The organism is Spongiactinospora sp. TRM90649 (assembly GCF_029382225.1).
GTDB lineage: Bacteria > Actinomycetota > Actinomycetes > Streptosporangiales > Streptosporangiaceae > Spongiactinospora.
The window spans coordinates 189,393-211,492 of record NZ_JARLTC010000002.1 but is presented as its reverse complement, the minus strand read 5'-3'; the positions used below and the strand labels follow the sequence as shown (position 1 = coordinate 211,492).

Annotated in this window: 17 protein-coding genes; 10 read left to right on the top strand and 7 right to left on the bottom strand. The window is 71.8% G+C overall.

Translation table 11 applies throughout. From position 1 onward, the window contains the following. Window positions 1-22 precede the first annotated feature (22 nt). On the bottom strand, window positions 23-1,600 hold the full coding sequence (locus tag P3X83_RS01005; protein ID WP_277303304.1) for an LCP family protein: 1,578 nt from the start codon (window positions 1,598-1,600) through the stop codon (window positions 23-25). A 162-nt stretch (window positions 1,601-1,762) separates the two neighbouring features. Between P3X83_RS01005 and P3X83_RS01000 the strand changes: the two genes are divergently transcribed. Then, window positions 1,763-2,770, top strand: coding sequence for a glycosyltransferase family 2 protein (locus P3X83_RS01000; protein WP_277303494.1), 1,008 nt, complete (start codon window positions 1,763-1,765; stop codon window positions 2,768-2,770). Here P3X83_RS01000 and P3X83_RS00995 read toward each other — a convergent pair. After that, window positions 2,762-4,033, bottom strand: a complete 1,272-nt coding sequence (locus P3X83_RS00995; RefSeq protein ID WP_277303303.1) for a bifunctional cytidylyltransferase/SDR family oxidoreductase — start codon at window positions 4,031-4,033, stop codon at window positions 2,762-2,764. The two genes, P3X83_RS01000 and P3X83_RS00995, sit on opposite strands and share 9 nt — an antisense overlap. 179 nt (window positions 4,034-4,212) lie before the next feature. On the opposite strand from P3X83_RS00995, the gene P3X83_RS00990 reads away from it, so the two are divergent. From P3X83_RS00990 to P3X83_RS00965, 6 genes are all read left to right on the top strand, one after another. Next, window positions 4,213-5,757 (top strand): CDP-alcohol phosphatidyltransferase family protein, encoded by a 1,545-nt coding sequence (locus tag P3X83_RS00990; protein WP_277303302.1) that lies wholly within the window; start codon window positions 4,213-4,215, stop codon window positions 5,755-5,757. Window positions 5,758-5,768: 11 nt separating this feature from the next. Continuing rightward, the gene (locus P3X83_RS00985; protein ID WP_277303493.1) at window positions 5,769-6,377 is read left to right on the top strand and encodes a DUF5941 domain-containing protein; all 609 of its coding nucleotides are present in this window, start codon (window positions 5,769-5,771) and stop codon (window positions 6,375-6,377) included. A gap of 120 nt (window positions 6,378-6,497) precedes the next feature. Continuing rightward, window positions 6,498-7,232 (top strand): phosphocholine cytidylyltransferase family protein, encoded by a 735-nt coding sequence (locus P3X83_RS00980; RefSeq protein ID WP_277303301.1) that lies wholly within the window; start codon window positions 6,498-6,500, stop codon window positions 7,230-7,232. Window positions 7,233-7,237: 5 nt separating this feature from the next. Next, window positions 7,238-8,278, top strand: coding sequence for an iron-containing alcohol dehydrogenase family protein (locus P3X83_RS00975; RefSeq protein ID WP_277303300.1), 1,041 nt, complete (start codon window positions 7,238-7,240; stop codon window positions 8,276-8,278). Beyond that, window positions 8,256-9,023, top strand: a complete 768-nt coding sequence (locus tag P3X83_RS00970; protein WP_277303299.1) for a CDP-alcohol phosphatidyltransferase family protein — start codon at window positions 8,256-8,258, stop codon at window positions 9,021-9,023. The genes P3X83_RS00975 and P3X83_RS00970 overlap by 23 nt, the downstream gene beginning before the upstream one ends. Window positions 9,024-9,231: 208 nt before the next feature. After that, window positions 9,232-10,107 (top strand): glycosyltransferase, encoded by an 876-nt coding sequence (locus tag P3X83_RS00965; protein WP_277303298.1) that lies wholly within the window; start codon window positions 9,232-9,234, stop codon window positions 10,105-10,107. A gap of 69 nt (window positions 10,108-10,176) precedes the next feature. On the opposite strand, the gene P3X83_RS00960 is transcribed toward P3X83_RS00965, so the two are convergent. The 5 genes from P3X83_RS00960 to P3X83_RS00940 form a co-directional block, all read right to left on the bottom strand. Then, complete coding sequence (locus P3X83_RS00960; protein ID WP_277303297.1) at window positions 10,177-10,914, bottom strand: acetoacetate decarboxylase family protein; 738 nt, start codon at window positions 10,912-10,914, stop codon at window positions 10,177-10,179. Window positions 10,915-10,958: 44 nt separating this feature from the next. Next, entirely contained in the window at window positions 10,959-12,089 is a 1,131-nt protein-coding gene (locus tag P3X83_RS00955; RefSeq protein WP_277303296.1) for a glycosyltransferase, read from the bottom strand. Window positions 12,090-12,162: 73 nt separating this feature from the next. Then, window positions 12,163-13,926 carry an acyltransferase family protein gene (locus tag P3X83_RS00950; RefSeq protein WP_277303295.1) on the bottom strand — a complete coding sequence of 588 codons (1,764 nt, stop codon included), beginning with the start codon at window positions 13,924-13,926 and terminating at the stop codon, window positions 12,163-12,165. Window positions 13,927-14,210: 284 nt separating this feature from the next. Next, window positions 14,211-16,235: an LCP family protein gene (locus P3X83_RS00945; protein WP_277303294.1), complete on the bottom strand. Its 2,025-nt coding sequence runs from the start codon at window positions 16,233-16,235 to the stop codon at window positions 14,211-14,213. A gap of 268 nt (window positions 16,236-16,503) precedes the next feature. After that, window positions 16,504-18,000, bottom strand: coding sequence for a hypothetical protein (locus P3X83_RS00940; RefSeq protein ID WP_277303293.1), 1,497 nt, complete (start codon window positions 17,998-18,000; stop codon window positions 16,504-16,506). Between the two features lie 38 nt (window positions 18,001-18,038). Here P3X83_RS00940 and P3X83_RS00935 point away from each other — a divergent pair, with 38 nt between their 5' ends. The 3 genes from P3X83_RS00935 to P3X83_RS00925 all read left to right on the top strand — a co-directional run bounded on the left by P3X83_RS00935 (window position 18,039) and on the right by P3X83_RS00925 (window position 22,100). Then, window positions 18,039-20,150 carry a hypothetical protein gene (locus P3X83_RS00935; RefSeq protein ID WP_277303292.1) on the top strand — a complete coding sequence of 704 codons (2,112 nt, stop codon included), beginning with the start codon at window positions 18,039-18,041 and terminating at the stop codon, window positions 20,148-20,150. Between the two features lie 75 nt (window positions 20,151-20,225). Next, window positions 20,226-21,083 carry a permease-like cell division protein FtsX gene (locus P3X83_RS00930; protein WP_277303291.1) on the top strand — a complete coding sequence of 286 codons (858 nt, stop codon included), beginning with the start codon at window positions 20,226-20,228 and terminating at the stop codon, window positions 21,081-21,083. Between the two features lie 72 nt (window positions 21,084-21,155). Continuing rightward, window positions 21,156-22,100 (top strand): glycosyltransferase family 2 protein, encoded by a 945-nt coding sequence (locus P3X83_RS00925; protein WP_277303290.1) that lies wholly within the window; start codon window positions 21,156-21,158, stop codon window positions 22,098-22,100.

Genomic DNA, 22,100 nt, shown 5'->3' with positions numbered 1-22,100 from the left:
GCAATTATTCCTTGAAGGTGGGTTATTTGCGGCAGATGTTCTGCGTGGCGGTCTTGGCCGTCGGGGTCGCCGTCGGCCCTGTGGTCGACTCGGAGGTCGGCCCCGTCGTGGACTGCTGCTGAGGGGTCTCGCGCACGGTGACCTTCTTGGCCCCCGGGTACTTCCGCCCGACGACCACCTCGATCCGGGGCCCCAGATCGTCGACCTGACGCAGCTCCGCCCCCTTCAGCGCGGCGGCGACCGTGCGCGCGGAGTCTTCGCGGCCGGGGCCGTACCGGATCACGGTCTGCTCGAAGTCGGCGCGGTCGGCGTTGGAGGCGTCTCCCGGCACCTGGAACCCGGCGTCGAGCAGGTCGTTTCGCACGGTCGCGCCGCGCCCGGTGACGCCCGTGCCGTTCAGCACCTTGATCGCGATGCGCCCCGGCGGGACGGTGAGGACGTCGGCGGACGGCGTGGCCTTCACCGAAGGCGTGGCCGACGGTTTCGGCGACGGCTTGGTGAGCTGCTCGTCCGCGCCGATCCGCCGGAACAGCTCGCGCGCGCCCTGCTTGTCCCACAGCACCGCCGACTCCAGGGTCGGGGTCTTGAAGTCGGGATCGGCGATCGGCACCTTGGCGAACGTGACGTCGTCGGTGGAGACGTCCTTGAGCTGGGTGGCCAGCCCGAGGAGGTCCTCGGCCAGGGCGTCGTCCACGGTGAGGGTGTTGAGGGTGGAGCCGACCAGTTGCGCCAGCTTCATCGGGTCGGTCAGCGTGCCCCGGCTCAGCGCCTGGTTGAGCAGCGCGGAGATGACCTGCTGCTGGCGGTCGATGCGGTCGAGGTCGGAGCGGGCGGTGGCGCGGGTGCGGGCGTAGGCGAGCGCCTTGATCCCGTCGAGCTTGTAGGTGCCGGGCCGGAGGTTCAGCGCGGTCTTGGGGTCGTTGATCGGCACCGGGGTGCACACGGACACCCCGCCCAGGGCGTCGACCACGTCGATGAAGCCGAGCACATTGACCTCGACGTAGTGGTTGATCTTCAGCCCGGTGGCGTTCTGCACGGTCTTCACCGCGAGCTTGGCCCCGCCGAACTGGTACGCCGAGTTGATCTTGTGCGCGCCCTTGCCGGGGATCGTCAGCCAGGTGTCTCTGGGCAGGCTCACCACGGTGATCCGGCGGTGGTCCTCGGACAGGTGGATCAGCATCATGGTGTCGGTGCGCTGCCCGACCTCACGGCCCAGCTTGAGCAGGTTCTGCTGGCGGCGGCTGAGGTTGTCGCGCTTGTCGACGCCCACCACCAGGATGTTGAGCGCGCCGGTGGCCTCCGAGCCCGAGACCCCGGCGTCGACCGTGCCGATCTTGCCCGCCGCGTAGTTGGGCAGCGCCCACGCCGCGCACGAACCGGCCATCACCACGCCGGACATCGCGCCCGCCAGGAACAGCCTGCGCCGCCGCGAGCGCGCGCCGCGCAGCCGCCGCTGGAAGTCGCGGCCGGTCCGGGCGCCCTCCGCGGACGGCGTGCCGCGCGCGGGCCGCTTGGGCGAAAGGCGCACGCCACCGTAGGCGTCGCCGCCGACGAGCACCCCCGAGACTTCCCCCTCCTCGGGCGCGTCCGGGTCGCGCATGCGCTGTCCCCCTACCGAACTCGGCTGGTCGATGAGGTTGCCGACCCCACCCGCTCGTACAGTAGCGTGACCTCAGCCATGAAGCAGTTCCCAGACTCGCACGCGCCGAGCGCGTCCTCACCGGACGCCTCCTCGCCCGGTGTCCCGCCGGCCGGCCCCTCGATGGGCCCGCCCGTCGGCCCGCCCCCCGCAGAGGCCCGGGTCTGGCCTCCCGTCTCCGTCGTCATCCCCGTGCTCAACGAGGAACGCCACCTCCGCGAGGCGGTGCGGATGGTCCTCGCCCAGGAGTACCCGGGGCCGATCGAGGTGGTGCTCGCCGTCGGGCCCTCGCACGACCGCACCCAGGAGGTCGCCGACGCGCTCGCGGCGGAGGACCCCCGGGTGACCGTCGTCGCCAACCCGACCGGCCGCACCCCCAACGCGCTCAACGCGGCCATCGGCGCGTCCCGCAACGGGATCATCGCGCGGGTGGACGGCCACGCCATGCTCCCCGCCGACTACCTCAAGGTCGCCGTCGAGACCCTGGAGGAGACCGGCGCCGACAACGTCGGCGGCATCATGGCCGCCGAGGGCGAGACCGCCTTCGAGCGGGCGGTCGCGTGCGCGATGACCTCCCGGCTGGGGGTGGGCGGGGCGCGCTTCCATACCGGCGGTGAGGCGGGCCCGGCCGACACCGTCTACCTGGGTGTCTTCCGGCGTGAGGCGCTGGCCCGCGTCGGCGGCTACGACGAGCACTTCCAGCGCGCGCAGGACTGGGAGATGAACCACCGCATCCGCGAGACCGGCGGCCTGGTGTGGTTCCAGCCCCGGATGCGCGTCTCCTACCGGCCGCGTCCCAGCGTGCGCGCGCTGTCCCGGCAGTACTTCCACTACGGGCGCTGGCGCAGGGTCGTGGCGCGCACCCACCAGGGCACCATCAACCTGCGTTACCTCGCGCCGCCCGCGGCGGTGCTGGGCATCGTCGCCGGGCTGGTGCTCACGCCGTTCTTCTGGCCCGCGCTGCTCGTCCCGGCGGCCTATGTGGTGGCGATCCTGGTGGGGGCGCTGCTGACCGGCCGCGACCTGGCGCCGGGCGCGCTGATCCGGCTGCCGCTGGTCTACGCCACCATGCACATGTCGTGGGGGTGGGGGTTCATCACCAGCCCGCCCCGGCTCAGCAAGTCACAGTGACCAGCCTGCCGGGGTCCGGCCGCTCACCGGGGAGGTGAGCGCGTCCAGGCACGCCTCGGCGGCCTTCGCCGGGTCGGTGGCGTCGGCGGCCAGGCAGTTGACGCGCACGCCGTGCTCGGCCTGCTCGGCGGCCAGTGCGCGGGTGAGACCGGCCAGCGCGGCGACGGCGGGTGACGGCGCGGCCGGCCGTCCGGTCGTCGCGGTGCAGAAGAGCAGCCCGCCGCGCGACTCACGGAGCGGCGGCAGCACCTCGCCCGCCGCACGCGCCGGCGCGAGCACGCCCTCCGCGACGGCCTCGGCCAGCCCCTCCCCGCCCCCCGCCACGATCACCGCATAGTCCAGCCCGCCCCACCCGGCGTCGGCTGATCCCTCGCCGGCGTCCGGTCCGGTCCGGACGGTGTCGGCCGTTACCAGCCGGGCGCCCCGGCGGGCCGCGAGGGCGGCCAGGGCCGCCGCCACGGGGCCCTCGCCCAGGATCGCGAGCCGGAGACCGGCCACCCCCTCCCGAACCCCGGACGGCGGCGCCGGGGCGGCGAGGTGGAAAAGCGTCTCCGCGATGGCAAGATCGGTCGGATGGGTCACCTTGATGTTGCGCTCGCTGCCGGGGACCACGAAGATCGGCACCTCGGGCAGGTAGCGCAGCACCACCCCGCAGTCGTCGGTGGCGGGCCGCTCGGCGAACCCGGGGTCGGCGAACGCCCGCCGGTACGCCTCGCGGATGACCTCCAGCCGGAACCCCTGCGGCGTCTGCGCCCGCCGGTAGTGCGACCGGTCCGGAATGTCGTGGATGACCTCGCCGTCCGGGGTGAAATCGACCCGCAGCAACGTGTCGGACGTCGGCACGGCCACCCCCACCGCCCCGTGGACGGCCAGCGCCCGCGCGCACCTGGTGATGATCTCCGGCTCGGCCAGGAACCGCACCGCGTCGTGCAGCAGCACGTCGCCGTCGCCCCTGCCGATGTGCTCAAGCGCCCGCCAGGTCGTCTCGGTACGGCTGGCCCCGCCCTCGATCACCGCCCGCACCTTGCCGAACCCCTCGCGCGCGACGATCTCCTCCGCCTCGGCCACGTGGCCCGGAGCCATCAGCACGATGATCTCGTCGATCTCCGGGGCCCCCTCGAACAGCGCGACGCTGTGCGCCAGGATGCTCCGCCCCGCCACCCGTGCGAGCTGCTTGGGCGCGCCGAGCCCGGCCCGGACGCCCACACCGCCCGCGAGAATCGCGCCCACGGTACGCCGCCGCCGGTCGTCACTTGCGGTCACGGATGGTTCCTCCAGGTCGCGGATACTACGGCCGCACAGAGCGTATCGGCAGCGACACACCACCGCCTGATCAGGAATGAATCGTCTCGCACTCCCGTGAACTCCGGTCAACATCCCGCTACGCTGGGTGCGCGCCTCCCGTTCGCGCGGCCTGCGTGAAGGAGCGAAGGAGTAGCTGTTTGGCGCTTTCCCCGCCGTCTCCGGCGTCCGAGGCATACGAGGGCCGGCGGCCCTCGCGAACGGCGGCCGTGGTGCTCGCGACCACCCCGGCGGCGAGATCCGCCTGCGCCGACGGCACGGTCCTCGACCGGCTCGCCGGGCAGCTCGACGCGCTGTCCGTCCACGACGTCCACGTGGTGGCGCGCACGGCCGTCGCCGTGGGGCCGGGGGCGGCCGACGGCACCCGCGGCCTGGTCGACGACCTGCGCTGCGTGGCCAAGGTGGCCAGGGCGTCCTCAGGACCCGTGGCGGTGCTCCCCGGCGACCTGGTGGCCCACACCGAGGCGCTGGCCGAGCTGCTCACGCACCCGGCCCACGACACCTCGGCCCTGGTCGCCGCCGACGGGCGTCCCGGCGGGCCGCTGCGGCCCCCGGTGCGCGTCCAGGACGGTCGGGTGGCCGCCGCGGGCAGCTCCTACCACCGGGTCGTCGAGGCGAACGCCACCTTCCGCGGCGCGGTGCAGATCGGCGAGGCCGATCTCGGCGGTCTCGCCGGGGTGGCCGACGAGCTGGCCGAGCACGTGCAGGGCGGCAGGCTCGGCACGGTCACCGGCGCGGAGGTCGGCGACCTCATCCTGGTCGGGCTGGTTCGCGCGGGCATCCCGGTGCGTGCGGTCGTGCTCGGCAGCCTGCGCGCCGACCGGGTGACCGGCGCGGGCGCCGCCGACGACGCCGTGCGCCGTCTCGCCGAGGTGGACGAGGCGGGAGCCCGGCTGGCCGCCGCGGTGAAGTCCGACGACGGCTTCTTCACCACCCACTTCGTCAGCTCCTGGTCCGGTCACCTGGTGCGGCTGGCGGCCCGGCTGTCGCTCACCCCCAACGCGGTCACCGGCATGTCGCTGGGCATGGCCGTGCTGGCCGCCGTGTGGTTCTCGGCGGGCGAGCGCGCCGCGATGCTCGGGGGCGCCGGGCTGGTGCTGCTCTCCTTCGTGCTCGACTGCGCCGACGGCCAGCTCGCCCGCTACACCAGGGCGTTCTCGCCGTTCGGCGCGTGGCTCGACGCGATGTCCGACCGCGCCAAGGAGTACATCGTCTACGTCGGGCTCGCGGCGGGGTTCACCGGGGTGGTCGCGCTGCCCGGCGGCATCTGGGCGCTGGCCGTCTCGGCGATGGGGCTGCAGACCCTCCGCCACACCATCGACTTCTCCTACCGCGCGTCGGTCGCGCAGGCCCGTGCCGCGCGGGCGGCCTGGACGGCCCGGCCCCGCTCGCTCGCCGATCCCGGCGACGTGCCGCCCGCCCCGGAGGCGCCGCCGCCGGGAAGGCGCGGGCACCTGCTGCGCGTCTCCGACCGGTTCGACCGGGGGGCGGCGCACTGGCTGCGCAAGATCGTGGTGCTGCCCATCGGCGAGCGGATGGCGCTGATCGCGGTCACCGCCGCCTTCTTCGACGCGCGGGTCACCTTCCTGGCACTGCTGACCTGGGGCGGCCTGGCGACCCTCTACACGCTCACCGGCCGCGTCGCCAGGAGCGTGACCGCGACCCACGGGAGCGCAGCGCGGTGATCTCCGTGAGCATGACCCAGGTGCCGAGGAGCGCGCTGGTCGCCTACCGCGACGACGGCGCGCTGTCGCGCGGGATGGGGCTGCTGGTGGCCGGGCAGTTGCCGCCGCTGCCGCCCGCGCTGGCCGGGGCCTTCGTGACGGCGGTGCTGCTGCTGGTCGGCGTCGCCGGTTCGGACGGCCTGGCGGTGTTCGCCCCGGCCGTCGCGCTGCTGCTGGCCGGGCCGGGCAGCTCCCACCTGCACGACGGACGCCTCGACTGGCTGGTGCCGCCCACCCTCCGGGTCACCGAGTACGTCTTCGTGGCCTCGGTCGGGTTCGCCAGAGACGTGCCGCCCGTGCTGATCTTCGCCTTGATCGGGGCGATGGCCTTTCACCACTACGATGTCGTGTACCGCGTGCGGCAGCGCGTCTACCCGCCGTCCTGGCTGGCGACCGCCGGGCTCGGGTGGGACGGCCGGATGCTCATGGTCGCGCTCGGCGGGCTCGCCGGGCGGGTGACCCTGCTCTTCGCGCTGCTCGGGCTCTATCTGTGGTGCCTCCTCCTCTGGGAGAGCGTCACCTGCTGGATGGCCGCCCCGCGCTCGGGTGTCGAGACGGCCGACCTCGGGGCGCGGGATTAGTCGCACACGACCGGATTAACGCGATTCAAGGGCCCGGCTAACGGGGGATTACACGATCAGGGCCGGAAGCCAACTAACCTTTGGGCCTACGAATGCCATGCGCGGATGAGGAGTTGCACGTTGCTGGGAATGGTGCTGGCCGCTGGGGCCGGACGTCGCTTGCGGCCCTACACCGACACGTTGCCCAAGGCCCTGGTGCCGGTGGACGGCGACACCACGATCTTGGACATCGCATTGCGCAACCTCGCCGCGGTGGACCTGCGTGAGGTGGTGGTCGTCGTCGGTTATGCCGCGCAGGCCGTCCACGACCGCAGGGCCGACCTGGAGCGGCGGCACGGTGTGCGCCTCACGCTCGTCCACAACGACAAGGCGGAGGAGTGGAACAACGCCTACTCCCTCTGGTGCGCCCGTGAGCACTTCGCCGAGGGCGCGCTGCTGGTCAACGGCGACACCGTGCACCCGGTCTCGATCGAGGAGACCCTGCTCGCCGCCCCGGTCACGAGCGATGTCCTGCTGGCCGTCGACGACGTGAAGTCGCTCGGCGAGGAGGAGATGAAGGTGACGCTGTCGCCCGAGGGCGACCTGCGGCGCATCACCAAGCTGATGGAGCCCGCCGAGGCGTACGGCGAGTACATCGGCGCGACCCTCATCCGCCCCGGCGCGGCCGAGCGGCTGGCCGACGCGCTGCGCGCCACCTTCGAGCGCGACCCGCAGCTCTACTACGAGGACGGCTACGCCGAGATGGTCGCCAGGAGCGAGAAGATCGCGGTGGCGCCGATCGGCAAGGTCGAGTGGGTCGAGGTGGACAACCACGACGATCTGGCCAAGGCCAGGGAGATCGCATGCCGATACTAGCCAGAATGCTCCCCGCCCCCCTGACCATGCAGGTTCGCAGGGGGGCGATCGCCGACCTGGGCTCGGTGCTCGCCGACAGCCGGGTGGCGACCTCCGGCCGGGTGGCCGTGGCGGTGGGCGCGGGCCAGGGCGACAAGATCGCTTCGGTGATCGCCCCGTCGCTCGGCGAGGCGCAGTTGTTCAGGGTGCTCGACGGCTCGGTCGACGCCGCCGTCTCGCTCGGCGCCGACTTGCGCAAGGGGGCCTACGAGGCGGTGGTGGGCATCGGCGGCGGCAAGACCATCGACGCCACCAAGTACGCCGCCTCGCTGGCCGGCATCCCGATGGTCGCCGTGGCCACCAACCTGTCCCACGACGGCATCTGCTCGCCGGTGGCCTCGCTGGTGCACGAGGGAGGCAAGGGGTCCTTCGGCGTGCCGATGCCGCTGGCCATCATGGTCGATCTCGATTTCGTGCACGACGCGCCGCCGTCCCTGGTGCGGGCGGGCGTCGGCGACGTCGTGAGCAACCTGTCGGCGATCGAGGACTGGCAGCTCGGCGCGGCCGAGCGCGGCGAGCCGATCGACGGCCTGGCCTGCTCGATGTCGCGCACCGCGGCCGAGGCGGTGGTCGGCAGGACCGACTCCATCGAGTCCGACGCCTTCCTCACGGTTCTGGCGGAAGCGCTGATCCTCTCGGGCATGTCGATGGTCATCGCTGGGTCATCTCGTCCCTCCAGTGGTGGCGACCATGAGATCCTTCATGCCGTGGATCAGCTCTATCCCGGAACCTCCAACCATGGCGAGCTGGCCGGTATCGGCGCCGCCTTCTGTTTCTTCCTGCGCGACGACGCGCAGCGCCTCACCCAGGTGGTCGAGTGCCTGCGCGGCCATCGGCTCCCGGTGACCCCCGGCGACGTCGGGCTGAGCGGCGAGCAGTTCGCCGAGGCCGTCACGCTGGCGCCCTCGACACGCCCGGGCCGCTACACGATCCTGGAGCATCTGCGCCTGTCGGAGTCCGAGGTTCGGGAGCGGGTGGAGGACTATGTCCGGGCCGTCGGTCGCTGAGATCCGCGCGGTCGCGCAGCCGGCCGGCACCATGGATCGCCGTAGCGGCGAGCACTGGGCCGGTCTGCTCTACATGCGCAAGCTGTCGGTCTACGTCACCTGGGCACTGGCCAAGACGCCGATCACGCCCAACCAGGCGACCGGCCTGATGATCCTGTGCGGCCTGCTGGCCGGGGTGGTGCTCGCGCTGCCCGGCCTGTGGGCGGCGGTGGGCGCGGCCGTGCTGGTGCAGGTCTACCTGCTGCTCGACTGCTCAGACGGCGAGCTGGCCCGCTGGACCGGCCGCACCTCGATCACCGGTGTCTACCTCGACCGGGTCGGTCACTACTTCGCGGAGGCCGCGCTGCTGATCGGCCTGGGCTTCCGCGCGTCGCAGACCACCCCGGACTGGTACACCGTGCTCGGGTTCGCCGCCGCGCTGGGCGCGATCCTGATCAAGGCCGAGACCGACCTGGTCGATGTCGCGAGGGCCAGGTCCGGTCTGGTGGCGGCCACCGAGGCGTCCGCCGAGCACTTCCAGTCGAGGCGGCTGGGGCTGGCCCGCAAGGTCGCGGCCGCGTTGCGATTCCATCGCATCGTGCAGGCGGTGGAGCTGTCCATCCTGGTCGTGATCGCCGCCGTCTGGGACGCCCTGGCGGGCGGGGCGACGGCCACCAGGTTCCTCGTCGTGGCCTGTGCGGTGGTGGCGACGGTCCAGCTCGTGCTGCATCTGGTCAGCATCCTGGCGTCACGGCGGCTGGCATGATCGAGAAGCCGGGGAACCGCTCGGCGCCCCGGTACGTCGTATGTGGCAGACACCCACTGTTCGGTGGGGGTTTCCTAGCAGTTCCGATACGCTTATTGCGCGGTAAATCAGGAAGAAGACGACCGGACGGAATTGCCCGACAAGGCAGACTCGGTGATCATGAAAGTACGCAACGCACGACCGATCGACGCGTCAGGACGATGACGCATTGAAGATCTCGTGCGTCATCCTCACCATGGGCAACCGGGTCGAAGAGCTGAGCCGGGCGGTCGAGTCCGCCCTCGCCCAGGCCGACGGCGACGTCGAAGTCGTCATCGTCGGTAACGGCGCCGACGTGCCCGCACTGGGCGTCGAGCCGTCCTTCGGCTCGTCGGTCAAGAGCGTGCGGCTCGACCGCAACACCGGCATTCCCGCGGGCCGCAACCGCGGCGTCGAGGAGTGCTCCGGCGACGTCGTGCTCTTCCTCGACGACGACGGCTGGTACGCCAACCAGAAGATCGCGGCCCACGTGCGGGAACGCTTCGCCACCGAGCCCGACCTCGCGGTGCTCTCCTTCCGGGTGATGGACCCCGAGGGCGGCAACGGCCAGCGCCGCCATGTGCCCAGGCTGCGCGCCGGCGACCCCGAGCGGTCCTCGCCGGTGACCACCTTCCTGGGCGGCGCCTGCGCCATCCGCCGCTCGGCGTTCCTCCAGGTCGGCGGGCTGCCCGAGCGGTTCTTCTACGCCCACGAGGAGACCGACCTCGCCTGGCGGCTGCTCGGCGAGGGATACCGCATCGAGTACGACGCCGAGACGGTGATGTACCACCCGCAGGTGCCCCCCACCAGGCACGCCGACTTCTTCCGCCTCAACGCCCGCAACCGCGTGTGGCTGGCCCGCCGCAATTTGCCGTGGCCGCTGGCCGCGCTCTACCTGCTCGACTGGATCCTGCTCACGCTGCTGCGCGAGCGGTCGGGGGTCGCGCTGCGGGCGTGGTTCAAGGGGTTCGGCGAAGGGCTGCGCGAACCCGCCGGGGAGCGCCGCCCGATGGCCTGGCGCACCGCCTGGCGGATGCTCCGGCTCGGCCGTCCGCCCATCGTCTGACCCGGCCGGGCCCTCTGGCCCGTGTCCGATCTCTTTGTGCCCGATCTCGCGCGGCTCGCGCCGCGCGCCTCACTCTTCGGTCGCATCGCCGATCGTCATGGACAGCCGGGCGACGGTGGTCGTCAGCAGGGCGTGCTTGGGCAGGCCCAGCTCGCTCAGCTCCTTGGCGATCGGATGGTTGCCCAGCCGGATCAGCGCTCCGCCCGGCCGCGCCCGCACCCCGCGCGGCGAGATCGACCACGGCGTGCGGCGGGTCACGCCGTCCAGGTTGGTGTAGGCGTCGAACGGTGAGACCGCCCCCGCCGCCGGGACCGGCACTCCCGGCCGCAGCAGCAGGTCGAGCACCAGCCGGCCGTCCTTGCGCAGCACGCACCGCTTGTACGGCGAGCCCATCCGCAGCTCGATGTCGGCCAGCTCCTTCGGGAACCCCCAGATCGAGCGCCCCGCCTCCATCGTGAAGCCCTGGTTCACCGGCAGCCAGTGCACGAACATCCCGGTGCCGACCCGCCGCACGTCGGACACACCGGCCAGCATCCCACCGCCCCGCGCGCGCTCGGCCCCCGGCGGGCGAACCATGAAGGACACCCCGAACTCGCCGTAGGAACCGAGGTCGGAGTCCGCGTAGCGGACGAAGAACAGCGTGCACACGGCCCGCCCCGGCAGCAGCTCGGACACGTCGAGCCCCGAGTAGGCGATCACCGCGCGGGCGGCGTCGGCGCGCACGAGGTACGTCGCGAAACAGGCCGCGGCCTCCCGCACGCGCACCGGCATCTCAACGGCGCGCCCCTGAATCAAGTGGTGTGCCATGCCATTCAGTACACCAATCCGCGCTGCCCGCGTCACGTACTCGACTACACCGTGACGGCTTTGCGCCGGTGTGGAGTGCCCGCGCCGCGCGGGGTCAGCGCCCATTCCTCCAGCAGTCCGACGAACTCCACGGCGTGTTGCGGCCAGTGGTGGTGCCGCAGCGCCGAAGCGTGGCCCCGGGCGCCCATGGCCACCCGCTCCTCCGGATCGTCGCGCAGCCGCAGCACCGCCGCCACCATCGCGTCCAGATCGCCGAACGGGACGACCACGCCGCAGTCCACCCCGCCCACGAGCGAGGCGGCCATCGGCAGCGGCGTGGTGACCACCGGGACCCCCCTGGCCATGTACTCGATGACCTTGGTCGGCAGCGAGTGGCGGTAGTTGGGCTCGTCGTGCAGCGGGGACAGCCCCGCGAGCGCGCCCTCGGCCATCCGCAGCGCGTGCCGGTTGGGCACGTAACCGAACCAGTCGAGCAGGCCGTCGCGCTGCGCGTCGCGCAGTATCGGGCGCACCGCCGGGTCGGCCGCGCCGATCAGGTCCATCCTGATCGCGTGCGGCGCGAGCCGTCTGGCCAGCTCGATCAGGTCGAGCGCGCCCCTGGCCTCCGACAGGTGGCCCACGTAGACCACCCGGTTGTCGCCCGGCGGGGACGGAAGCGTGTCCGGCACGTAGGTGGTGTTCCTGATCACCGGGTGCGGGAGGGAGAAGCGGTCCTGGTAGGCGTCCTCGGCCAGGATCAGCCGGATTCGGCGTTCGGCGCTCGCCTCCATCCGCCTGATCAGCGGCGGCAGCATCCGGCGCAACGGCTCCGGCAGGTAGCCCTTCACCGAGAGCGCGCTCGCCGTGTCCTCGTGGACGTCCCACACCAGCGGCGGGCACCGGCGGCCACGGGGCAGCGCGAGCAGCAGCTCGATGTCGTGCACGAGGATCAGGTCGGCCTCCCTGGCCGCCCGCCGCAGTGCCTTCCTGGCCGCTCTGACCGCCCGGTAACGCCTGCGGCCCACCGCGCGCGGCACGTCCACGGCGTGTATCGCGGGCCCCGGCGTGACGTTGCAGTGCGTGAACGGCGCGATGTAGGTCACCTCGTGCCCGGCAGCCAGCAACGCCCGGATCTGCCGGTGCATGATCCGGGCGTCCTCGGGATGGTGGACGACGGTCGCGACGCATACGCGCATGCTCCGATGCTCCGTCGCGATGCCGTCATGTCCGGAGTCGTTGTGTGAATGGTGGCGGAATTACCGCTAAATTTCAGGTCTTCGACCGTGCGGCGGGAGCCTGGGAGGCTGTCCGAGCCTTCGCTGGACGGCGATAGAGCCAGGTCAGCCGGGGTTCGATGATCCATTTGAAGAGTGTTCGCGTCTCCGGCAGACAGAGCACGATCGCCAGCGTGAAGCAGATCGACATGATCGCGATCGCGCCGAGCGGCCCGAACATCCACGGGAAGCTCAGCCAGCCCATCTCCTTGGCGATCAGCACCGGCACGCCGTGCAGCAGGTAGGCGTAGAGCGTGCGGGTGCCCAGGTCGGTGTACCAGGTCTGACGGCGCGGCACGAGCGCCAGCACGGCGAACGACATCGCCAGCGCGGCGGCCAGCAGCGCGGTGCGCAGGCCCAGGCCCATCCACCAGGAGAGCTTGAGGTCGTGGTAGCTGCTCTTGAAGTAGATCGGGGCCAGCTTGACGTGCGGCGCGATGACGATGGCCACGACGGCGGCGGCCGCGAGCGTGGCGGCGGCGACGAGCTTGATCCAGAGCCGGTTGAGCATGTCGAAGTGCTCGGGCTTGAGCATCAGGCCGATCACGAAGAAGGGCAGCAGACCGAAGAAGCGGTCGAAGCTAAAGTCGCCGGATATCTCCGAGAAGCCGGACAGCAGGTAGATGGCCAGCGCGACCAGCAACGGCTGTTTCATCCGCCGCCACACGGGCGTGGACAGCCGCCAGAGGAGCAGCGCCAGGAGGTACCAGTTGAGCCAGGCCGGGTCGATGATCGTCAGAGACCACTTGGAGCCCAGCGCGTAGCGCAGCGCGGCGTAACCGACCTCGACGATCACGTAGGGGATGAGGAAGGTGTCGACCAGCTTGTTGGTCTTCGCGTTGGAGTTCCAGAAGTTCCGGCTGAGGTAGCCGCTGATCAGCACGAACAGCGGCATGTGGAAGCTGTAGATGAACAGGTAGGCGGCTCGTGCGGAACCCGCGGCGAGGGTGGGCACCAGCGAGTGGCCCATCACCACGACCGTGATCAGCAGGAACTTGACGTTGTCCAGGTACGGCTCGCGCTTCTTCCCGGCACGCCCGGCCGCCTCCTGCCGCGCGGCCTCCCCCTTCGAGGACCGCCCGCCGTCCTCGGCCGCCGCCGCTTTGCGCCGCCGCCCACTCCGGTCGTTTCCACCTACGGTGGTTCCGAGGTCGGGGGTCTCCGTCTTCCAGGCTCGCTCCCCAGAGGGCCCGGTGAGAAGCCCGGTCTCCCCGCCCGGAGCGGTGGGGGGGGAGGCGGCGAGGGGGTCCTGCCGTCCGTGGCCGGGGTGTTCGGTGGCGCGCTGTGCGCCCCATCCGCCTGCGGTGGCTCCGCCCGTCGTACCGTCCGTGGCCGCGCTCCGCGTACCCCAGCCGCCCGCCGTGCCGTCCGTGGCGGCCGGAGGCTGGGCTCCCCAGCCGCCTGCCGTACCGCCTGTGGGGGCCGGGGACTGCTCGGCGGTGGGGCCGGGGTAGGCGGGGAAGGCGGCAGTGGGGCGGTCGTCGCGGTCGGTGGGGGGAGCGCTCTCGCGAGGGGCGTGGGCGGGCTGGTCGGTGGTGGGGCGTTCGGGCTCGAAGTAGCCGCGCGTCGCGCCTTCCGCAGGCTGGGCCGGGGGGCGGGACCAGTCGCCGGTGGGGGGGAGACGCCAGGCGGGGGCCGGGGTGGGCTCGGTGAGCCGGTCGGCCTGGGCCCGGGGATCGGTTTCGGGGGACCGATACTCCTGTGCCGGATCGGTGGTCGCCGCGCCGCCGGATGGGCGGGCCTCCTCTTGGTGTGGCACTTGATGCTCACGCTCGTCAGGGGATCCGCCGGAGCGGGCGTCGCCTGCGCCCTCGCTCCGCAAGCCCGGGACCTGGAAGGTGGATCGGGTGTCACTCACAGGGAACGGCTCTGCTATCTGTCGGAGTCAGTGCGCAGTCGGGCACGCCGTCAAGGCGTACGGCGAACACATGATCTGCTCGCCCCGCCGACCGGACCACCATAACGGGCTCGTAGATCGTATGTAGCCCTTGGCGGGGATAGGACTTTGATCCACAGGGGATTGTTACTAATCCACCAGAAGGCTTACTGGCAGGGGTTCGTCTTGGAGTTGACGACGCTTTCCTTCAGTTCGTCCGGGATCTTGACAGGTGCCTTCACGCCCTCCCAGTCGGCCCCCACCACGAGCTGGATGACCGGCGTGTTGGCCGCTTCGCCACCCGTGTTGGCCGGGGGCGAGGCCGTCTTTGCCGAGTTGGGCGAGGTGGAGGGCGTCGTCGGCACGTACGCCTCGACCGACACCGGCTTGATCTTGCCGGACTGCGGCGAGACCTTGCTCAGCAGCTTGGACGCGATCGGCGTGGCGTAGTCCGCGCCGCTCTCGGCGTTCTTGGCGTAGAGGAGCCGGGTCTTCGGGGCGTCGACCCCGCCGATCCTCGCGTTGCCCACCTGGGTGACCTGGAACCCCTGGGCCACCAGCGCGTCGGCGACCTCCTTGGCCCGGCCCTCGACGCTCGTGCCGTTGAGCACCTGCACGCGCACCTGCGCGGGCTTGATCGCCGGCTTCGCCGGGGCGGTGGTGGTGCCGGTGGACGGCTTCGGCGTGGTCGTCGGCTTGACCTCGACGTCGCGCTTGATCGCGTCGAACAACTGGGAGGCGGCGGGCTCCCGCCAGATCACCCGGTTCTTGTCGTCGGGGTGCGGCCCCCAGGGCACGGTGATGAACTGCACGCCGCTCGACGTCAGCGCCCGGGCGCTCTGCGCGATGCTCAGCAGCGTGTCGGGGCTGTTGGCCAGCTCCGGGTTCATCTTCACCGACTTGGTCGCGGCGGTGATGAAGCTCAGCAGCTTGGTGGGGTCGGTGATCAGGTCGCTGCTGGTGGCCTTCTTGACCACCTGGGAGAGGAAGACCTGCTGGCGCTTGATCCGCTGGATGTCGCTGCCGTCGCCGTAGTTGCGCAGACGGACGTAGCCGAGGGCCTGCTCGCCTTTCAGGTTGTGCCACCCGGCCGCCAGGTCGAGCTTGGCCTTGCGGTCGTTGACCGGCTGCTTCAGGCACACCCTGATGCCGTCGAGGGCGTCCACGATGTTCTTGAAGCCGGTGAAGTCGACCTCGACGAAGTGGTCGATGCGGACCTTGGTCAGTGACTCCAGCGTGGCGATCGTGCAGGTGATGCCGCCCTCGTTGTAGGCGGCGTTGATCATATCGGTCTTGGGGGGAAGCGTCGTGCCGTTCGGCCCCGGACACGCCGGGATGGCCACCACCGAGTCGCGCGGGAAGCTGATCAGCGTGGCGTTGTCCCGGTTGGGGGAGATGTGCATGAGGATCATGGTGTCGGTGCGCTTGCCCGCGTTGAGCATGTACTTGCCGTACTTGAGGTTGTCGCCCTCGCGGGTGTCGGAGCCGACCATCAGCACGTTGAGCGCGCCGGTGCTGTTCACCGGGCGGTCCTTGCCGAGCTTGGCGTTGAAGTCCTCGGTCTCGATGCCCGCCGATACCGAGCGGTAGAGCGTGTAGCCGGTGAGCGTGCCCGCGACCATGAGGCCGGTCAGGGCGATGCTGCCCCAGGCCAGCATGCGCATCTTCTTCTTACCGCCGTCGTCTCCGCGACGGTGGCCGTCGGACGTGTCGCCGGGAGGCGGAGGGCCGCCCTCTGCGGGGCCGTACTGCCGGGAGGGGCGCTGCGGCGCGGCCTTCGGGGGGGTCCGGTGCTGCTCTTCCCTGTGCTGGTCTTCCCTGTGCTGGTCTTCCCTGTGCTGCGCCGCGCTCTGCTGGGGTGCGCGCTGCCGGCTCGGGGCCTGCCGTCCGCCGGAGGGCTGGTCGTAGCCGCGTTCGCGGCGGCCCTGCTCGTGGCCCTGGCCCGGCCCCGGCTGGTCGTAGCGCGGCCCGGCGTCGGAGCGGCGGCGGGGGCCCGTGGCGTGATCGGGCGGGGCCGGGGACGGGCCCGCCGCGTGGCGGCGGCCTTCGTATCCCTGCGCGCCGCCGAAGGAGGACCGCTGGTCGCCGCCACGGGCCGCCCGGCGGGCCGCTCTGCGGCTGCCCGGCTCAGGGGGATAGACGTGGTAGCCGCTGGTGTCGCTCGGGTCGCTCATACGGCGGCGGTCGCTCACGGGGTCTCCTTCGCCGGCGCCGTCCGCACCCACAGGACGGGGCGCCCGATCGCTCGCTCGCTCAAGGTCCCCCATCCCCGGCCGTGCGAGGCCCGCAGCCGCGAGCGCCTCGTCCCGTTCACCTGCTCAACGCGAAAAAGGGTAGGTCAATCATTCGGCGACGGTGTCACGATCGTTGGATTCGGCTCCTGACCTGACTGTTCCGCCGTGATGATCTGGTTGCTCAGCATACTCAGATTCGGACATTTCATGGAATGTTTGGGGATACCTACTTTGTCTGGGGCCCGTCGGCCGCCCTCAGGCACACCGCGGCGGCCAGTGTGGCCAGCGGCACGGCAGGCAGAACATACCGGTAATCGAACTCCGCGACCGCCGCCGGTGTGACCAGAAGCACCCAGGCCACCGTCCACGGAAGCGTCCAGGCCGCGCGCGGCCACACCGCCCGGGGCCACCGTGGCAAGGCGGCGCCCTCCGTCCTCGCCCGCCGCGCGAACCGGACCAGCACCGCCCCCGGCGGCACCAGCAGCAGGCCGAGCAGCACGATCCCCGGAACGTGCACGACGTCCTGATACGCCCGCATCCACCCGGCGAACGGCTCCACGATGCGGGTGCTGATCTCGCCCTGCTCGTAGTCCCTGGCATGACCCGCCCCGACCTGCGCCGGGTAGCGTCCCGGGGGAGGGGGCGGACGCTCGGGGAACTCGTAGTAGGCGTAGACCTCGGCGTCGGGATACACCGGACGGTCCCAGGCGAAGGTCCGTGTCAGCTCCGACAGGATCGACCCGGCGTAGTCCAGCGGCTGGCTGCGGATCGCCAGCGTCGCGAACCGCGCCGCCCGCGCGTCGTTGTCCGCCGAGAACGTGATGCCGGGCAGCAGCACCAGCGGCGCGTCGTGGGCCCAGATGTACTCCTGCGACGGCGGGCGCTCCGCGGGCGGCCGGGGATCGCACAGCATCGCGATGTCCGGCGGGGGACGCATGACCGAGCAGTCGGCGAAGGACATCGTCCGGGCGTAGAGGAACACGCCGTTCGCCCCGACCAGCCCGACCCGGTTGTGCGTTCCCCAGAACCACGCCCCGTAGGCCAGGATCGGGATCATCGCCGCCGCGAGCATCGCCCCGGCGCGCAGGGCACGCGTCCTGGTCTCCTGGGAGGTCTCCTCACGAACCCCGGGTGAGGCGTCCAGCGGGTCCGGGCGGATCAGCAGCCACGCCCCGAGCACCACCAGCAGCGGCAGCCCGACCGACCTGGTGAGCGTGGCCGCGGCCACCAGCAGGCCGATCGCGTACGCCCGGCGGCGCGCGACCGTGCGCGACACCCCGACGCACACCGCCGCCACGACCAGGAACGCGAACAGCGTGTCGGAGACCAGCAGTTGCTCCAGCTCGATCTGGTACGCGTCCAGCAGCACCGGCGCGGCGGCGAGGACCGCCGCCCATCTGGGCGCGCCCAGCCGCCGGGCGGTCGTGTGGACCAGCACGGCGACGCCGAGCCCGAGCAGGTGCTGGACGAACACCACCAGCGCGAACGAGTGGAACGGCTTGAGCAGGATCAGGAAGAAGGAGTAGCCCGCCGGTCGCACTAGATCGGGGCTGGGACGCATGGCGGTGACGACGTACGTGTAGGTGTCGGGGAACCACAGCGCGGGCTGGAACCCGAGCATGGTGACGATCCGCAGCGTCATCCCAAGGACCAGCAGCCCGGCGAACCACCGGTTCTCACCCGCCCACAGCCGTAGCCGGGTCCACAGCCGTAGCCGGGTCACGCCACCTCCAGCTCGATCCCCCATTAGGCTCGCGCCCAATGCTGAAAGGTACCGGTTCAGATCTGGTCAAGCGGCCCAGGGCGGGCAAGATGCTCGCCGTGTGCTCGGCCGCGCCCGCGCTGATACTGGCCGGCTGGCTGCTCGCCGCGCTGCCGCTGCTGCTCCTGGACCTCTTCACGCCCGCCCTCGCGCTGCTCCTCGGCGTCCCGCTGGCTGCCCTGGCCTGCTGGGCGGGTCTGCGCCGCCTGCCGGACACGATCGAGGCCACCGCCCGGCAGACCGGCGCGCTGCTCGCCGTCGCGGCCGGGTCGGGCGTGTTCAACGCGGTGCTGCACACCGAGCAGCTCATCGTGCGGCGCGACCCGGCGACCTACGCGCAGAGCGCCCTCTGGCTCGCCCGGCACGGCTCCCTCCCGATCCCGTACCAGGACGCCGCCTTCGGCGGTCCCGACCGGGCGCTCTCCTTCTACAGCGTGGGCTTCTACGACTTCCAGGGCGCGGTCGTCCCGCAGTTCATGCCGGGGCCGCCGCTGGTCTTCGCGGTGGGCGACTGGCTCGGCGGCGTGACCGGGCTGCTGCTGACCCCGCCGGTGCTCGGCGCGCTGGCCGTCCTGACCGTGGGGGGCGTCGCCGCCCGCCTGATCGGACCCGCCTGGGCGCCGCTCGCGGGGCTGGCGTTCGCGGTGAGCCTGCCGATCCTCTACACCTCGCGCACCACGTTCAGCGAGATCCCGTCGCTGATCATGATCTTCGGGGCGATCGCGCTGCTGCTGGACGCGCTCGACCGCGCGCGCGCCGTCCCCGGCGGGCGGGACGCGGGCGGGGCGCGCGGCATCGCGGCGTCGGCCGGGCTGGTGTTCGGGCTGGCCACCCTGGTCCGCATCGACGGCCTGCGCGACATCCTGCCGGTGCTCGCGTTCGCGGGCCTGCTGATCGCGTTCCGCCGGGCCGGTGACCGCGCGCCCGCCGGGGCCGCCCGGGCCGGCGTGCTGGGGTTCCCGCTGCTCGGCGGGCTGGCGGCCGGGGTGGCCCTGGGGTTCCTGGCGGCGCAGCTCGTCACCTGGCCGTACCTGGACTACCTGCGCCGATCGCTGGTGCCGCTGCTGGCCGTCTGCGCCGTGGTGCTGGTGGTGACCGCGCTCGGCGCGGCGCTCACGCCGCGGCTGCCCGCCGTACGGCCGCCGCGCCCGCTCCCGAACGCCGTGGCCGCGCTGGTCGTCCTGGCCGTCGCGGGCCTGGCGGCCCGGCCCTGGCTGCAAACCGTGCGCCGGATCCCCGACAACTGGGAGGACCGCCAGAACGCGGCCTTCATCGAGTCGATCCAGCGCGCCAACGGCCTGCCCTCCGACGCCACGCGCCTGTACTACGAGGACTCCCTCTACTGGCTGATCTGGTACGTCGGCATCCCGGTCGTGCTGCTCGCCACGCTGGCCGCCGCGCTGCTGGCCAGACGCCTCGCCGGAGGGAAGGGCCTCGCCTGGCTGCTTCCGCTGGCGATCATCGGCTGGACCACCCTGACCACGCTCGTCCTCCCGTCGATCACCCCCGACCACCCCTTCGCGGCCCGCCGCCTGGTCCCGGTGGTGATCCCCGGCGCGGTGCTGCTCGGCGTGTGGGGCCTGCGGTGGCTGTGCGACCAGGCCCGGCGGCGGGGCCACGGCCGCCGCACGCAGCGGGTGCTGCTGGCGGCCGGCGCGCTGCTCGTGGTCGTCCCCCCGGCCGTGGTCTCCGGCGGCACCGCGTTCACGCCGGTCGAGCGGGGCGAGGCCGCCGCCGTCGCCGGGCTGTGCGCCGCGATCCCGCGCGACGCCTCCGTCCTGATCGTCGAGCGCGTCACGGGCGACCGGTTCACCCAGGTCGTGCGGGGCATGTGCGGCGTCCCGACGGCCCGCGTCCACATCCCGGCGGGGGCCGCCGACCGTGACGTGGCCGCGGTGGGCGACGTGACGCGCCTGACCGGCCGGATCCGCGAGGCCGGGCGCCGTCCGGTCCTGCTGGCCGCGTCCGGGGAGCAGCTCGCGCCCTTCGCCGGTACGGCCCCGCCCCGCCAGGTCATGCGCCTGCGCACCCGCCAGGACGAGCGCTCCCTCATCTCCCCGCCCAACGCCACCTGGTCGTTGTCCGCCGACGTCTGGATGGCCACTCCGTAAACCGTTCCCAAACCGGTTCGGCATCCGGGCCGCGCCGCGTTGCGATGATCGAACTGGATGAGCCATATTCGCCATATGGAGCCGACACGGGAGGGTGCCGAAGAGCTGGATTTCGGACGGGAGTCCGCCGCGGAGACCCGTTTACGCGAGCTGACCTCGGCCTACCGCTGGCCGTTGATCGCCGTGGCCGTCATCGTGGCGCTGGCCGGGGCGGGCGGCTGGTACATCCTGGAGAACGCCGGCAAGCCGCAGGCGCCGCCCGACGGCCCGTGGCCGACCACCGGCGACTACACCGTGACCATGTGCATCGCCGCCGTGTGCGGCGACGCCGCGACGCGTGAGGAACGGCTGGCCGTCGAGCGGACCCTCCGGTCGCTGCCCGAGGTCGGCACCGTGCTCTACCGCTCGCCCAAGGAGGTCTACGACAGGTTCGCCGCCATGGTCGACAACGCCGAGCTCGTCGCCGCCACCGACGTCAACGACATCCCCGAGGCGTTCGAGGGCGAGCTGCGCTCCACCGACGACATCGAGGCGTTCGTCGCCCGCCTGGACGCCATGCCAGGCGTCGCGGGCGCCCGCGTGGCCCGCCCCAGCTTCTGGGCGGGGAAGGTGGACGTCGCGGTGCTGCTGTGCCCGGACAACATGAACGGCAGGCTCGGCCCCAAGTGCGACGACCGGGGCGCCGCGACCCGCCAGGAGCGAGAGGCGATCGAGGAACGGCTGTCCTCCATCCCGGGAGTGGGAACGATCTACTACAGCGACCGCGAGCACGCCCGCCGGGTGGAGGCCCACATGACCGTGTCCGGGCGCGCCCCGGAGCCGGTCCTGTCCGGCTACTACATCAAACTGGAGGACAAGGCCGCGGCCCAGGCCGTCGAGCGCGCGATGGACCGTCTGCCGGGGGTGGACCGGGTCGCGCCGGTGGCCCCGTAGCCGGCCGTGCGAACCGGCGGAAAGGGAAGATGTGCAACCGATCGTTCGTGGGGAAAGGTATCCTCGCCCGTCATGAGCCCGCCCGAATCCCCGGAGACCGGATCAGCCGTGAAAGAGAAGCCGGTGGACGACCCGCCGTACGTCACGATCGTGCTGCCCTGTTACAACGAGCAGGACCACGTGGTGGCCGAGGTCGAGCGCATCTGCGCGGCCATGGACAGCAGTGAGTACACCTACGAGCTGATCGCGGTCGACGACTGTTCGAGCGACGAGACGCTGAACCGGCTCCGGGAGGCCGCGCCCAGGTTCCCGAGCATGCGGGTCCGGGCGTTCCACCGCAACGGCGGGTCGGGCACGGTGCGCCGGATCGGGTCGCAGGAGGCGCGCGGCGAGATCGTCGTGTGGACCGACGCCGACATGTCCTACCCCAACGAGCGCATCCCCGAGCTGGTCGACGTCCTGCACAAGGACGCCGGCGTCGACCAGGTGGTGGGCGCGCGGACCACCGAGGAGGGCTCGCACAAGCTGCTGCGGGTGCCCGCCAAGTGGTTCATCCGCAAGGTCGCAGAACGGCTGGCCGGGCAGAAGATCCCCGACCTCAACTCGGGGCTGCGGGCGTTCCGCAAGTCGGTGGCCAGGCCGTACCTGCGGCTGCTGCCGCCCGGGTTCTCCTGCGTCACCACGATCACGCTGGCGTTCCTGTCGAACCAGCACGACGTCTACTACCTGCCGATCGAGTACAGCAAGCGGGCGGGCAAGTCGAAGTTCAGCTTCGTCTCCGACGCCTACCGTTACATCCTGCAGGTGCTGCGGATGGTCATGTACTTCAACCCGCTCAAGGTGCTCATGCCGCCGGCCCTGTGGCTGACGGTGATCGGGTTCGGCAAGGGCGTCTACGACGTGTGGCACTACGGCTTCTACCTGACCAGCAACGCGATCGTCACCTTCCTGTCCGGGATGCTGATCGGCTCGGTGGCGCTGCTGGCCGACCTGATCGTCCGCTCCAGGAACGACTAG